Source organism: Microbacterium sp. PI-SA-G, assembly GCF_057215335.1.
Map to the genome: position 1 here is coordinate 3,144,569 of NZ_CM170103.1, position 13,814 is coordinate 3,158,382.

18 protein-coding genes are annotated in these 13,814 nt (G+C 66.2%); 15 read left to right on the forward strand and 3 right to left on the reverse strand.

The annotated features are described in order from the left end of the window. Positions 1 to 35 precede the first annotated feature (35 nt). The gene (locus AC2D10_RS15445) at positions 36 to 1,043 is read left to right on the forward strand and encodes an alpha/beta hydrolase (RefSeq protein ID WP_484708936.1); all 1,008 of its coding nucleotides are present in this window, start codon (positions 36 to 38) and stop codon (positions 1,041 to 1,043) included. A 16-nt stretch (positions 1,044 to 1,059) separates the two neighbouring features. Here AC2D10_RS15445 and AC2D10_RS15450 read toward each other — a convergent pair whose 3' ends face one another. Both AC2D10_RS15450 and AC2D10_RS15455 read right to left on the reverse strand, forming a co-directional pair. Continuing rightward, positions 1,060 to 1,692 carry a GntR family transcriptional regulator gene (locus tag AC2D10_RS15450; protein WP_484708937.1) on the reverse strand — a complete coding sequence of 211 codons (633 nt, stop codon included), beginning with the start codon at positions 1,690 to 1,692 and terminating at the stop codon, positions 1,060 to 1,062. A gap of 149 nt (positions 1,693 to 1,841) precedes the next feature. Continuing rightward, positions 1,842 to 2,102, reverse strand: coding sequence for a DUF6458 family protein (locus tag AC2D10_RS15455; RefSeq protein WP_484708939.1), 261 nt, complete (start codon positions 2,100 to 2,102; stop codon positions 1,842 to 1,844). 135 nt (positions 2,103 to 2,237) lie between these two features. Here AC2D10_RS15455 and AC2D10_RS15460 point away from each other — a divergent pair, with 135 nt between their 5' ends. Continuing rightward, on the forward strand, positions 2,238 to 2,726 hold the full coding sequence (locus tag AC2D10_RS15460; RefSeq protein ID WP_484708940.1) for a hypothetical protein: 489 nt from the start codon (positions 2,238 to 2,240) through the stop codon (positions 2,724 to 2,726). 14 nt (positions 2,727 to 2,740) lie between these two features. Here the strand turns inward: AC2D10_RS15460 and AC2D10_RS15465 are convergent, their stop codons facing one another. Further along, complete coding sequence (locus AC2D10_RS15465) at positions 2,741 to 3,229, reverse strand: YajQ family cyclic di-GMP-binding protein (protein WP_484708941.1); 489 nt, start codon at positions 3,227 to 3,229, stop codon at positions 2,741 to 2,743. 113 nt (positions 3,230 to 3,342) lie between these two features. On the opposite strand from AC2D10_RS15465, the gene AC2D10_RS15470 reads away from it, so the two are divergent. The 13 genes from AC2D10_RS15470 to rplW all read left to right on the forward strand — a co-directional run bounded on the left by AC2D10_RS15470 (position 3,343) and on the right by rplW (position 13,794). Next, complete coding sequence (locus tag AC2D10_RS15470; RefSeq protein ID WP_484708943.1) at positions 3,343 to 3,495, forward strand: hypothetical protein; 153 nt, start codon at positions 3,343 to 3,345, stop codon at positions 3,493 to 3,495. Positions 3,496 to 3,616: 121 nt separating this feature from the next. Beyond that, a complete protein-coding gene (locus AC2D10_RS15475; protein WP_484708944.1) occupies positions 3,617 to 4,780 on the forward strand; it encodes an ABC transporter in 1,164 nt (387 codons plus the stop codon). Positions 4,781 to 4,833: 53 nt separating this feature from the next. Next, a complete protein-coding gene (locus tag AC2D10_RS15480) occupies positions 4,834 to 5,280 on the forward strand; it encodes a hypothetical protein (protein ID WP_484708945.1) in 447 nt (148 codons plus the stop codon). A gap of 61 nt (positions 5,281 to 5,341) precedes the next feature. Then, a complete protein-coding gene (locus tag AC2D10_RS15485) occupies positions 5,342 to 5,989 on the forward strand; it encodes a spermidine/putrescine ABC transporter substrate-binding protein (protein WP_484708947.1) in 648 nt (215 codons plus the stop codon). 214 nt (positions 5,990 to 6,203) lie between these two features. Then, positions 6,204 to 6,572 (forward strand): 30S ribosomal protein S12, encoded by a 369-nt coding sequence (rpsL, locus tag AC2D10_RS15490; protein WP_046013400.1) that lies wholly within the window; start codon positions 6,204 to 6,206, stop codon positions 6,570 to 6,572. 5 nt (positions 6,573 to 6,577) lie between these two features. After that, entirely contained in the window at positions 6,578 to 7,051 is a 474-nt protein-coding gene (gene rpsG / locus AC2D10_RS15495) for a 30S ribosomal protein S7 (protein ID WP_484708948.1), read from the forward strand. A 90-nt stretch (positions 7,052 to 7,141) separates the two neighbouring features. After that, on the forward strand, positions 7,142 to 9,256 hold the full coding sequence (fusA, locus tag AC2D10_RS15500; protein WP_484708949.1) for an elongation factor G: 2,115 nt from the start codon (positions 7,142 to 7,144) through the stop codon (positions 9,254 to 9,256). Positions 9,257 to 9,424: 168 nt separating this feature from the next. Further along, the gene (gene tuf / locus AC2D10_RS15505; RefSeq protein WP_116635678.1) at positions 9,425 to 10,615 is read left to right on the forward strand and encodes an elongation factor Tu; all 1,191 of its coding nucleotides are present in this window, start codon (positions 9,425 to 9,427) and stop codon (positions 10,613 to 10,615) included. Between the two features lie 172 nt (positions 10,616 to 10,787). Continuing rightward, positions 10,788 to 11,000, forward strand: a complete 213-nt coding sequence (locus AC2D10_RS15510; RefSeq protein ID WP_484708951.1) for a hypothetical protein — start codon at positions 10,788 to 10,790, stop codon at positions 10,998 to 11,000. A gap of 832 nt (positions 11,001 to 11,832) precedes the next feature. After that, positions 11,833 to 12,141: a 30S ribosomal protein S10 gene (gene rpsJ / locus AC2D10_RS15515; RefSeq protein ID WP_030147986.1), complete on the forward strand. Its 309-nt coding sequence runs from the start codon at positions 11,833 to 11,835 to the stop codon at positions 12,139 to 12,141. Positions 12,142 to 12,149: 8 nt separating this feature from the next. Beyond that, positions 12,150 to 12,809, forward strand: a complete 660-nt coding sequence (gene rplC, locus AC2D10_RS15520) for a 50S ribosomal protein L3 (protein WP_045278753.1) — start codon at positions 12,150 to 12,152, stop codon at positions 12,807 to 12,809. A gap of 2 nt (positions 12,810 to 12,811) precedes the next feature. Next, the gene (rplD, locus tag AC2D10_RS15525) at positions 12,812 to 13,474 is read left to right on the forward strand and encodes a 50S ribosomal protein L4 (RefSeq protein ID WP_484708954.1); all 663 of its coding nucleotides are present in this window, start codon (positions 12,812 to 12,814) and stop codon (positions 13,472 to 13,474) included. Further along, positions 13,471 to 13,794, forward strand: a complete 324-nt coding sequence (gene rplW, locus AC2D10_RS15530) for a 50S ribosomal protein L23 (protein ID WP_017829206.1) — start codon at positions 13,471 to 13,473, stop codon at positions 13,792 to 13,794. The genes rplD and rplW overlap by 4 nt, the downstream gene beginning before the upstream one ends. Positions 13,795 to 13,814: the final 20 nt, after the last annotated feature.

Here is a 13,814-nt window from a genome sequence, read left to right on the forward strand (position 1 = left end):
CCGACGATGCGGGAGCACTCGGCTAGCCTGGCGGCATGGCCGACTGGATCCCCGACGTCCTGGGAGACGAGTTCTCGCAGCTCACCCTGCCACTCGGCGAGGATGAGCACGGGCCTGTGGTCGCGACTCTCGTGCGTGCCCTGCCGACCGAGCAGAGCTGGTGGGACACCGTGCGGGGAGCTCGGCGCCCGCTTCACGGCGTCGACGTGCTGTACGTGCACGGGTGGTCCGACTATTTCTTCCAGAAGCGTCTGGCGCGGTTCTGGACCGCTCGTGGCGCGCGCTTCTTCGCTCTCGACCTCAGGCGGTACGGGCGCAGCCTGCGCGAGGGGCAGGTCCCCGGCTACGTGACCGACCTGGGCACCTACGACGAGGACATCGCCGCGGCGCTCGAAGCGATGCAGCACGAGGCCGGTGACGACGACGCAGACCGCAAGCTGGTGCTGCTCGGCCACTCCACGGGCGGTCTGACGCTGAGCCTCTGGGCCGCCCGGCATCCGGACGCCGTCGATGCGGTGATCCTGAACAGTCCGTGGTTGGAGTTCCAGTTCGCGTCGGTGCGGTCGGCGATCGCGCCGGTCGTCGAACTGACCGCACGGCTGCGGCCGCTCGAGGTGGCGCCACAGGTCGATCTCGGCTTCTACACCCGTGCGCAGCAGGAGGCGGCCGACCCCGACGACCCGGTCGAGATCGACACCGCGTGGCGCCCGGTGCAGAGTATGGCCGTCTACGCGGGCTGGTTGAACGCCATCCTCTCGGGCCATGCGGCGGTCAACGCGGGGCTGGCGATACCGTCACCCGTGCTGGTGCTGCTGTCGGCCCGTTCCTCGACGCCGACGAAATGGACCGAGGACCTGACCCGCACCGATTCGGTGCTCGTGGTCGACGACATCGCCCGGGCGTCGCTGCGCCTCGGGTCCACGGTCACGATCGACCGCATCGACGGTGCCCTGCACGACGTGTTCCTGTCACGGCATGAGGCTCGTGAAGACGCCTATCGTCGGCTCGACCGCTGGACCACCGGATGGCGCGCGACGTGGTGAGCGACGCAGTGAGCGATCAGACGTAGTACATCGCGCGGGCGAGACGCTCGGCCTCGTCGGCGCGACCGGCCAGCGCGGCATCGCGGAAGGCCTCGTAGACCCCGCGCATGCGCTCGCGATCCTGCAGCGGCACCCGCCAGTCGCGCAGGTTGCGGTACAGCGCGACCGTCGTGTCCTCCAGCAGAGCCGACAGCGCGGAGTTTCCGCTGTGCGAGCCGAGGAATGCGAACACCGCCCATCGGCTCTCTGTGACGCGTCCGCCGTGGTCGAGAGAGGAGCGCATCTCGTCGACCAGGCTTCCCAGGCGTTCGCGTTGAGATTCCGGCATGCGGGCGACACCCATGCGGGCGGCGGTTCCCGCCTGGTACCCGGCGAACTCGCGGTACTGCGCGACGATCTCCGGGGTGATCGGCGTCACCTCGGTGTACCGGCTCGGGTACATGATCACCAGCCCGTGACGCTCGAGCCGCTGCAGCGCCTCGCGCACTGGGGTGCGCGAGACGTGCAGCTCCTCGGCGACCTCCACATCGCGGATGCGGTGGTGCGGAGGCATGACGCCGTCGATGATCTGGCGGCCGATGTACAGGAAGACCTCGTCTGCCAGTGGCTGCTTGATGTCGCTGATGTTGGGTGACCCCGTGGCGCGCATGGACCTCTGCCCCCAGTAGTGCTTTCTGTTCCTCGAGCACCGCATGCGCGCCGAATACGACGGCATGCGATGAGAGGTCCAGTCTTCGACATGCGCGTCGATATTTCGACATCCAGTCCAAAAACCCCCTATATGTAGGGGGCACTCACTCAGACGAGCGGGTCGTTGTCGCGCGTGCTGCGACGCGTCACCTGCTCGCCCGAGGCGGGGTCGACGGACGTGCGTGCGACTGTCTCCGTCTGACGACGACGAAGCATCAGGATGAGGCTGATCAGGAAGACCACCACTCCCGCGCCCATGAGAATGTAGCCGATCAGGTCGAGGTTGATGTACCCGCCCGTGTCGACGTTGACGGCGAAGGCCAGGATCGCTCCGATGACGAAGAGCGCGATGCCGCTTCCGATACCCATGATGACCATCACTCTCTGGGGACCGCCATGGCCCCCGACAGCACCACACTAGGGCGAAAGCTCGTCGCGTCACCATGCATGGACACGGGCTGTGGCGCATGGTATCGAGGCCATGCCCGCAGATAGCATGCAGTCATGCGTCATCGAAGTGCCCTCGCCGTGCTCCCCGTGCTGCTTCTGCTCGCGGGGTGTGCGGCCGAGCCCGAGGCAGGCCCCACGCCGATCGCGTCGTCGAGCACTCCTGCGCCCTCCTCGTCCACAGCGCCGTCATCGGAGCAGCCCCCCGTTCCGGAGGAGCCCTCTGCGCCCTCGGAGACAGAGACGGAGCCGGAGCCGTCAGAATTCACGGCTCCGCAACTCGTGGACCTCTGCACGGGCAAGATCCGCGAGCTCGCGCCGGATGCCACCTACGCCACAGACCGGGCAAACACCGAGTGGCTCGCCCCGGTCTCGCTGTGGTTCGTGGTGGTGCCGAAGGAGATCGACAGTCAGCAGAGCGCGGGAATCTGCGGAATCAGCGGCGACAGCGCCTCGCCGGTGTTCGAGATGCACGGCGAGACGCTCGTCCACGGTGTCGAGGAGGCGCGCGCCGATCTGCTCGCCGCGCACGAGCACTCGGGCTGAGGCCGTGCGGACGTTTACCGGTAGTTGATGAACTGCAGGTCGACGTCGAGGTCAGAGCCCTTGAGTAGGGCGATCACGGCCTGCAGATCGTCGCGGCTCTTCGACTGCACGCGCAGCTCGTCGCCCTGGATCTGGCTCTTGACGCCCTTCGGTCCCTCGTCGCGGATCAGCTTGCTGATCTTCTTCGCGTTCTCCGACGAGATGCCGTCCTTGATCGTCGACACGATCCGGAACTCCTTGCCGCTGGCGAAGGGATCGCCGGACTCGAGACTCTTGAGAGAGATGCCGCGCTTGATGAGCTTGGTCTGGAACACGTCGAGCACGGCCTTCGCCCGCTCCTCGGTGCCCGCGATGATCAGCACCGATTCTCCGCTCCAGGCGATGGATGCTCCGGCGCCCTTGAAGTCGTAGCGCTGCTCGATCTCCTTGCGGGCCTGGTTGAGGGCGTTCTCCGCCTCCTGGTGATCGACTTTCGAGACGATGTCAAAGGAACTGTCAGCCATACAGGCAGTGTACCGAGGTCCCCGACGGCGAGTGGGGGAGTCCGCGGCGACAGGGCCGCCGTGCCGCGGCGTTGCGGATGCAGTGCGGCCGACGTCGGTCCTACGGTGGGTCCATGGCACGAGTGGGCGGGCGCAACCTCGCGATGAGCTGGATCGTGGGCGTGTTCTGCGCCGCGATCATCGGCGGTCTGCTGTGGCTCTCGGTCCCGATGCTCCCCGTTCTGGTCGAGTTCGCCGGAGACGCGCTGCGCGGCGCACTGCCCTGACTCCGCTGACACCAGCGGTGACACGGGGACCGCGGTATGACGACACGTCGGCACGCCTCCCTGAGCGGCCCCGTGCGCGGCGGTAATCTCGCACTGCACACTTCCGATGAGAGGCGCACCCATGAGTGACCCCGAGGTTCCCCAGTCCGAGAAGCCGACGAACGTCGATGACGTCGTCGGCAGCGCGAACGCGGGTCTCGACGCGGCCGCAGCTGCGGGGGCCGATGTCCGCTCCGGTTCCGGCAACCGCCCCGACGGCGCGTCCGCACCCGCCGCGGCCTTCACCGAGCCCGACAGCCAGCGCTCCACCGAGACTCCGGACACCACGTCCGCAGCATCCGACGCCGACGCTTCGGCGGCGAACAAGTACGACGCCGACCTGGCCGCCTTCGAGGAGGCCGAGCGCTCGCACCCCGGCACGTTCCAGCCGCCGTCCGCCGCTGCCGCTCCGCCCGTCCGCAAGGATCACGACGAGACGGCTGTCATCACGGCACCCGCCTCGTACGGTGACGACGACTCGTACCGCGGCAACGACTCGTATCGCGGCAACGACTCGTATCGCGGCAACGACTCGTACCGCGGCAACGATTCGTACCGCGGCAACGACTCCTCCCGCGACGAGCGGTCGATCGCCGACGCCGCGTACTCGCCGGCCCACGCCGACGACGACACGCGCGTGCTCCCGTCCGAGCCCGCCATAGCCTCGGCGCCGCTCGTGCCGCAGCCCATCTTCGTCCAGGCTCCCGAGCCACCCCGCGACCGTGGCAACCGCGGCACGGCCGCGGCCATCGGACTCCTCGCCACGCTGGTCTTCGCGGTCCTGTACCTCGCGACCACCATCGGGCTGGGCGCGCTGGCCGGCGACGTGACGGCCGACAACCTGGGCACCGAGGCGCTCGCGCCGCTGATGACCTGGGGCTTCTGGACCCCGGTCGTGGTGTTCTTCCTCGGCTTCTGGCTGCTCGGCGCGATCATCAACCGCGGACGCTGGGGCCTGTGGGTCGTGTTCGGCATCATCGTCGGGTTCATCGCCTACGGTGGACACATTCTGGGTCAGATCTTCGAGGCGCGTTTCTGGACGCTCAGCCCCTCGACCGGACTCGAGCTCGTCGGCGAGCAGCTTCTGGCTCCGCTCGCGATCGCCGCGTTCGTGTTCGCCCGTGAGCTCACCATCTGGTTCGGTGCCTGGGTCGCCCGCAGCGGCGCCCGCAAGACCGAGCTCAACGCCGAGGCGCAGCGCGAGTACGAGCGCACGCTCGAGGCCGGCCCGACGCTCGCGAGGTAATCACGAACGCCACCACGTCGAACCCCCGGGAACCTGGGTCCCCGGGGGTTTCGGTGATTCTGGCGGTCGTTCTCGCGACCACCGGGTTCTTCGCCCTCGCCGTGTTCGGCCTCGGAGCGCTCAGCGTCGCGACCGACGCCGACATCATCGAAGTGCCCGGTCTCGGCCCGGTTCCGGGCGTGGCGGGGATGCTGACGGCCATGACCGTGTTCGCCCTGATGCTGCGGTCGGCGGTCCGACGTCTGCATCCGTCCTACGTCTCCGCGGCAGGCATCGCCCTCACCGCGGCACTCGGGCATCTGGTGGCGGTCTGGGTCTCCGTCCTCCTCGGCTCCGGCGGTGTGATCACGGCGACCGCGGTCGCCGGAGATCTGGTGCGAGGCGGCGCCAGCATCGTCATCCTGGCAGCCGCGGCGATCGCCGGCTGGTCGGGAATCGCGCTGCGGCGCACGCGCGCGCAGCAGCCGCGGTGGCCGTGGGAGCGCGACGACGACGAATGACGCCTCGCCGGACGCACGTCAAATCTGCGCTCTGAGGCGCAACGCGCCGTACGCTGGTCCTGTGGAGCGCTCGTTGGAGACGCAGGTCGACCAGGCCGTCGAGGCCTGGCTGCGTTGGGTGCCACGATGGGAGCCGGCCACGCATCGCGGACGGGTCGCTCCGTGCCGCCGATGCCTGGGGTCGCCGATCCTCTCGGCCGCCGGAATCGGCGCGAATGTGCCGCATGGCGTGCAGCACGGACTCTCGACGCGCATCAAGACGATCGTCGACCAGTCCGTCGCCGCGTACACGGCGCGCAACCTGCCCACTCTGCAGCGTGAACTCGACGAGCAGGCCGCCCGCAATCGAGCGCGCGGGTATCGTCCGACCGAGAACCTCGAGCCGGAGTTCGACGGGCTGCCACTCGACCCCGAGCCTGTAGCAGGCGCACCGTTCCTCTTCACCATCGCCGGTCTCGCCGACGACGCGAGCGCGGAGCTCCCGCCGCTGCCGCCCCTGACCGACGAGGCGAAGGCGGCGCTCCGGCAGGAGGTCTCCCTCGCCGATGAGTACGCGAACATGGTGGGGCGCGAGGTCTGCGGGTTGCTGCTGCGGCATCGCATCTCGATCCAAGCCGCGATCTCACAGCACGTGGAGCCGCAGATCGAGGCGCTGCTGGCCGAGCTCACGCAGTCGCTGGATTCGCCGTTCGACCCCGACCGGCCCTGACCCGTCGCGGGTAGCATCATTTGACCGTCAGGTTACGCGGCATTACACTTGGTCAGGTGTGTGCACGTCTCGACGTGCGCACTGGGCGTCGGCACCTTGCCGGTCCGCCTCCACGGCATACCCACCACACACAAAGCACGTCGATTCCGGCGTGCGGTGGGGCATGATGTGAAACCCATCACGCTGTCACCGTGCAGCACTATGAGGAGAGAACGTGCCAACCATTCAGCAGTTGGTTCGCAAGGGTCGCTCGCCGAAGGTCACCAAGACCAAGACGCCTGCCCTGAAGTCGAACCCGCAGCAGGCCGGGGTATGCACCCGCGTCTACACCACCACCCCGAAGAAGCCGAACTCGGCGATGCGCAAGGTCGCTCGTGTGAAGCTGCGCAATGGCGCCGAGGTCACCGCGTACATCCCCGGTGAGGGCCACAACCTGCAGGAGCACTCGCTGGTGCTCGTCCGTGGCGGTCGTGTGAAGGACCTCCCCGGTGTGCGTTACAAGATCGTCCGCGGCGCCCTGGACACCCAGGCCGTCAAGAACCGTAAGCAGGCTCGTTCCCGCTACGGCGCAAAGAAGGGTTGAGTTAAATGCCTCGTAAGGGTCCAGCCCCCAAGCGCCCCGTCGTCAACGACCCGGTATACGGCGCTCCGATCGTCACCTCGCTGGTGAACAAGATCCTCGTCGACGGCAAGAAGTCGATCGCCGAGTCCATCGTCTACGGCGCCCTCAGCGGCGTCGAGGCGAAGAACGGCGGCCAGGACGCCGTCGCCACCCTGAAGAAGGCGCTCGACAACGTGCGCCCGACTCTCGAGGTCCGCAGCCGCCGCGTCGGTGGCTCGACCTACCAGGTGCCGATCGAGGTCAAGCCGCACCGCGCGAACACTCTCGCGCTGCGGTGGCTCGTCAGCTACGCCAAGGGCCGTCGTGAGAAGACGATGACCGAGCGTCTGCAGAACGAGATCCTGGACGCGTCGAACGGCCTGGGTGCCGCGGTCAAGCGCCGCGAAGACACCCACAAGATGGCCGAGTCGAACCGCGCGTTCGCTCACTACCGCTGGTAAACCTCTCGACGGGCTCAGGAGCCCATCCGCGTTCCTGAGCCCGTCACCCCCTCTGCGCAGTACGACTGCACGAAAGATAAGGACACTCCTGTGGCACAAGACGTGCTCACCGACCTCAGCAAGGTCCGCAACATCGGCATCATGGCTCACATCGATGCCGGCAAGACGACGACGACCGAGCGCATCCTGTTCTACACGGGCGTCAACCACAAGCTCGGCGAGACGCACGATGGCGCCTCGACCACTGACTGGATGGAACAGGAGAAGGAGCGCGGCATCACGATCACGTCTGCCGCCGTGACCTGCTACTGGGACAAGAACCAGATCAACATCATCGACACCCCCGGTCACGTGGACTTCACGGTCGAGGTGGAGCGCTCGCTCCGCGTCCTCGATGGTGCAGTCGCCGTCTTCGACGGCAAGGAGGGCGTCGAGCCCCAGTCCGAGACCGTGTGGCGTCAGGCCGACAAGTACAACGTGCCGCGCATCTGCTTCGTCAACAAGATGGACAAGCTGGGCGCCGACTTCTACTTCACGGTCGACACCATCGTCAACCGCCTCGGCGCCAAGCCGCTCGTGATCCAGCTCCCCATCGGTGCTGAGAACGACTTCATCGGCGTCATCGACCTGGTCGAGATGCGCGCGCTGGTGTGGGCCGGTGACTCCAAGGGTGACGTCACCATGGGCGCCTCCTACGAGATCCAGGAGATCCCGGCCGACCTCAAGGAGAAGGCTGACGAGTACCGTCAGACCCTCCTCGAGACCGTCGCCGAGACCGACGACGCGCTGCTCGAGAAGTTCTTCGGCGGCGAGGAGCTGACGGTCGCCGAGATCAAGGGCGCGATCCGCAAGCTGACTGTGGCTTCCGAGATCTACCCGGTTCTCTGCGGTTCCGCGTTCAAGAACCGCGGCGTGCAGCCGATGCTCGATGCGGTCGTCGACTACCTGCCGAACCCGCTCGACGTGGGCTCGATCCAGGCGCACGACCCCAAGGACTACGACACGATCATCGAGCGCCACCCCGACGCGAAGGACCCGTTCGCGGCCCTGGCGTTCAAGGTCGCCGTGCACCCGTTCTTCGGTCGTCTGACCTACGTCCGCGTCTACTCGGGTCACCTCGACTCGGGTGCAGCGGTGATCAACTCGACCAAGGGCAAGAAGGAGCGCATCGGGAAGATCTTCCAGATGCACGCCAACAAGGAGATCCCGGTCGCCTCGGTCACCGCCGGCAACATCTACGCGGTTATCGGTCTGAAGGACACCACCACCGGTGACACCCTTACCGACCCGGCGCACCCGGTCGTCCTCGAGTCGATGACGTTCCCGGAGCCGGTCATCGAGGTCGCCATCGAGCCGAAGACCAAGGCCGACCAGGAGAAGCTGGGTGTCGCCATCCAGAAGCTCGCTGAGGAGGACCCGACCTTCCGCACGGAGCTCAACCCCGAGACCGGTCAGACGACCATCAAGGGCATGGGCGAGCTGCACCTCGACATCCTCGTGGATCGTATGAAGCGCGAGTTCAACGTCGAGGCGAACGTCGGCAAGCCCCAGGTGGCGTACCGCGAGACGATCAAGAAGGCCGTCGAGAAGCACGACTACACGCACAAGAAGCAGACCGGTGGCTCCGGCCAGTTCGCGAAGATCCAGTTCACCATCGAGCCGATGGACCTGGACTCCGAGAAGACCTACGAGTTCGTGAACGCCGTCACCGGTGGTCGCATCCCTCGTGAGTACATCGGCTCGATCGACGCCGGTTTCCAGGACGGGATGAACGTCGGCGTGCTCGCCGGCTACCCGATCGTCGGTGTCAAGGCGACCATCGTCGACGGTGCCGCCCACGACGTCGACTCCTCGGAGATGGCGTTCAAGATCGCTGGTTCCATGGGCTTCAAGGAAGCTCTCCGTCGCGCGAACCCCGTTCTCCTCGAGCCGCTCATGGCGGTCGAGGTGCGTACTCCTGAGGAGTACATGGGCGACGTCATCGGTGACCTGAACTCGCGTCGTGGCCAGATCCAGTCGATGGAGGACGCCGCAGGCGTCAAGGTCGTCCGTGCACACGTCCCGCTGTCCGAGATGTTCGGCTACATCGGCGACCTGCGCTCGAAGACCTCGGGTCGCGCCGTCTACTCGATGGAGTTCAACAGCTACGCTGAGGTTCCCCGCGCGGTGGCCGACGAGATCGTCCAGAAGAACCAGGGCGAGTAATCGTCCCTCTGGGATACCCGGGGCGCTGAGCCGAGCGACGCGCCCCGGGTTCCCAGGTCCCCTACAACTTCACATTCCCTCTCTACTAAACTGAGATTCACACCCGTAGAGAACCGGTCGCAAACCAGTGCCCGGTCACCTTTACAACGACGTCCTGAGGAGGACCCAGTGGCTAAGGCCAAGTTCGAGCGGACCAAGCCGCACGTCAACATCGGAACCATCGGTCACGTTGACCACGGCAAGACCACGCTCTCCGCAGCGATCTCGAAGGTGCTTGCTGACAAGTTCCCGTCTGACACCAACGTGCAGCGCGACTTCGCTTCCATCGACTCGGCGCCGGAAGAGCGCCAGCGTGGTATCACCATCAACATCTCGCACATCGAGTACGAGACCCCGAAGCGCCACTACGCGCACGTTGACGCCCCCGGCCACGCCGACTACGTCAAGAACATGATCACCGGTGCGGCTCAGATGGACGGCGCGATCCTCGTGGTCGCCGCCACCGACGGCCCGATGGCTCAGACGCGTGAGCACGTGCTGCTCGCCAAGCAGGTCGGCGTGCCGTACCTGCTGGTCGCGCTGAACAAGTCCGACATGGTCGACGACGAGGAGATCCTGGAGCTCGTCGAGCTCGAGGTCTCCGAGCTGCTCGCATCGCAGGGCTTCGCTGAGGACGCTCCTGTCGTCCGCGTCTCCGCTCTCAAGGCCCTCGAGGGCGACGAGAAGTGGACGCAGTCGATCCTCGACCTCATGGAGGCCGTCGACGAGCACGTTCCGGACCCGGTGCGCGACAAGGACAAGCCGTTCCTGATGCCCGTCGAGGACGTCTTCACGATCACCGGTCGTGGCACCGTCGTCACGGGTCGCGCCGAGCGTGGCACCCTCGCCATCAACTCCGAGGTCGAGATCGTCGGACTCCGTCCGACCGTCAAGACCACGGTCACGGGTATCGAGATGTTCCACAAGCAGCTCGACGAGGCGTGGGCCGGCGAGAACTGCGGTCTCCTGCTCCGTGGCACGAAGCGTGAAGACGTCGAGCGCGGTCAGGTCATCGTCAAGCCGGGTTCGGTCACGCCGCACACCGACTTCGCGGGCACCGCGTACATCCTGTCCAAGGATGAGGGTGGGCGTCACAACCCGTTCTACACGAACTACCGCCCGCAGTTCTACTTCCGCACCACCGACGTCACCGGCGTCATCACGCTGCCCGAGGGCACCGAGATGGTCATGCCCGGCGACACCACTGACGTGACGGTCGAGCTGATCCAGCCGATCGCCATGGAAGAGGGCCTCGGCTTCGCCATCCGTGAGGGTGGACGCACCGTCGGCGCCGGTACGGTCACGAAGATCATCAAGTAAGCATCTGCTTTCTTTTCAAAGGGGTCGGGCCTTCGGGTCCGGCCCCTTTGTCGTCGGCGCCGGCGACACGGCTGCTGTATTCCGGTCCACGGCTTCCGTTCCGCTCAGACGGCCTGCACAATGAGGGTGGTCGACCTCTCCGGTCGGCCGCACACCTGTGGATGGGAGCAGCATGGCAATCGACGACGCCGTCAATAAGGGCAAGGATCTCTACGAGCAGAACAAGGACAAGATCGCCGAGGCCGTCAAGAGCGAGCAGGCCGAGGACATCAGCGACAAGGTCCTCGACGGCGTGGCGGACTTCGCCAAGAAGATCGCCCCCGGCGCGGCCGAGAAGATCGACGAGATCCGCGACGCAGCTGACAAGTCGATCGGCAACCAGTAGCGTTCATCGTTCGACCGATACGGCGGTCCGCTCCCCGAGCGGGCCGCCGTTCTGTGTGTGCGGTGGGAATCGGCCGCGCGATGCTCGCGTGCGCGGCGACGACCGCGTAGACTGAGCAAGGCCGCCTGGGGATCTTGCGGTCGGGGGAGTCGAAGGGGTTCGACTCACCGAAACACGCGGTCTTCCGCGTTCAATCTGGGGAATGACGATCTTGGGGATCATCGTACGACGCGCGCACACTCTGTGCCTGAGCGCCTCCCTGCCTGCGCGGCGGTTCCTTCGCCGCGCCCACGGTCGAGGATCCTGGCGTCCCTTCACGCCGGATTCCTCGCGTTCGGTGTGCCCCCTCGCACCGAACGCCCTCCCCAAGCGGGGCGAGGCATGGGGATGCCTCGCCCCGCTATCTTCCGCGAACTGACCCGATTCCGGGGCTCCTGAGGCTTCCGGGTCGAGGCGCGACACGCCCGGGTTTGCGGAAGTGAAATCGGTCGTGGCAGAATAGACAGGTTCGACATTCCGGCGTGCGTCATGCGTGCCGGATCACTATCACGGCAGTGCATAGACGGCGGGTCCTCCGGGATGACGCAGGGTTCTAGGCCGCGGGTAGCAGAACACGACCCCGACACCTTCATCCCGAGGGCTTCGCCATGCGTGGTGAAGGTCGGCATCCCGGTCACCGTGAGGTGGGTGGGCTGATACGAGAACAGTGGTGCAGCAGATCGATTCGTGAGAGTCGTCCGCGTGCCGAGGCGCGAACAGCGCCGACGTGCGTCCAATGCCCCTGGGTCACCCGATCCAGGCCGGTAAGACGCCTAAAGAGAGTGAGCAGACAATGGCGGGACAGAAAATCCGCATTCGCCTGAAGTCGTATGACCACGAGGTCATCGACTCGTCGGCACGCAAGATCGTCGACACCGTGACCCGTGCGGGCGCGACCGTCGTCGGCCCCGTGCCGCTTCCGACCGAGAAGAACGTCGTGTGCGTCATCCGGTCGCCCCACAAGTACAAGGACAGCCGCGAGCACTTCGAGATGCGCACCCACAAGCGTCTGATTGACATCGTCGACCCGACGCCCAAGGCCGTCGACTCGCTGATGCGTCTCGACCTCCCGGCCGATGTCAACATCGAGATCAAGCTCTGAGGTCCGACATGGCTGATATCAACGCAAAGATTTCCAAGGGAATGCTGGGCACCAAGCTCGGCATGACCCAGGTGTGGAACGAGAGCGGCAAGCTCATCCCCGTCACCGTCATCGAACTCGCACCCAACGTGGTCACCCAGGTTCGTACCCCCGAGAAGGACGGCTACAACGCCGTTCAGATCGCGTACGGCCAGATCGACCCGCGCAAGGTGAACAAGCCCCTCTCGGCACACTTCGAGGCAGCCGGCGTCACGCCGCGTCGCCACGTCACCGAGATCCGCACCGCGGATGCTGCTGACTACTCACTCGGTCAGGAGCTCACGGTCGACGGCACGTTCGAAGCCGGTCAGCTCGTCGACGTCGTCGGCACGAGCAAGGGCAAGGGCTTCGCCGGTGTCATGAAGCGTCACAACTTCAAGGGCGTCTCGGCATCGCACGGTTCGCACCGCAACCACCGCAAGCCCGGCTCCATCGGCGCATCGTCGACCCCGAGCCGCGTCTTCAAGGGCATGCGCATGGCCGGCCGTATGGGTGGCGAGCGCGTGACCGTCCTCAACCTCACGGTGCACGCCGTCGACATCGAGAAGGGTCTGCTGCTCGTCAAGGGCGCCGTCCCCGGTGCTCGCGGCCGCATCGTCTATGTCCGCAACGCAGTGAAGGGTGCCTGATCATGGCTGACTCCACTCTCGCGCTCGACGTCCTCAAGGCAGACGGCAAGAAGGCAGGCTCTGTCGAGCTGCCCGCCGCTCTGTTCGACGCCAAGACGAACATCCCGCTCATCCACCAGGTCGTCGTCGCGCAGCTCGCGGCGGCTCGCCAGGGAACGCACTCGACCAAGCGTCGCGGTGAGGTCTCCGGTGCCGGCCGCAAGCCCTTCAAGCAGAAGGGCACGGGTAACGCCCGTCAGGGTTCCATCCGCGCGCCGCACATGACCGGTGGTGGCATCGTGCACGGCCCGAAGCCGCGCGACTACTCGCAGCGCACCCCCAAGAAGATGATCGCGGCCGCCCTGCTGGGCGCGCTGAGCGACCGCTTCCGGGGCGACCGCATCCACGTCATCGAGTCCTTCGGGATCGACGGTGCGCCTTCGACCAAGACCGCGGTGAGCTTCCTCACCAACGTCGTCTCGTCGAAGAACGTGCTCGTCGTGACCGAGCGCAACGACGACGTGACGCTGAAGAGCATCCGCAACCTGTCGAACCTGCACGTGCTGACGTTCGACCAGCTCAACGCCTACGACGTGCTCGTCTCCGACGACATCGTCTTCACCCAGGCCGCGCTCGAGGGCTTCATCGCCTCCAAGTCCGGCGCCAACCAGGAGGTCTCCGCATGAGCGAGCAGGCATCTGTTCTCCAGACGGCCCTGAACAAGGACCCGCGCGACATCATCCTGAAGCCGGTCGTGTCCGAGAAAAGCTACGGGCTCATCGACGAGGGCAAGTACACCTTCCTCGTCGACCCCCGCGCCTCGAAGACCGAGATCAAGCTCGCCATCGAGAAGATCTTCGGCGTCAAGGTCGCAGGCGTCAACACCCTCAACCGCGTCGGCAAGGCTCGCCGCACCCGCTTCGGCACCGGTAAGCGCAAGGACACCAAGCGCGCCATCGTCACCCTGAAGTCGGGAACCATCGACATCTTCACGGCAATCGGCTGATCCGGGGGATAAGGACAATA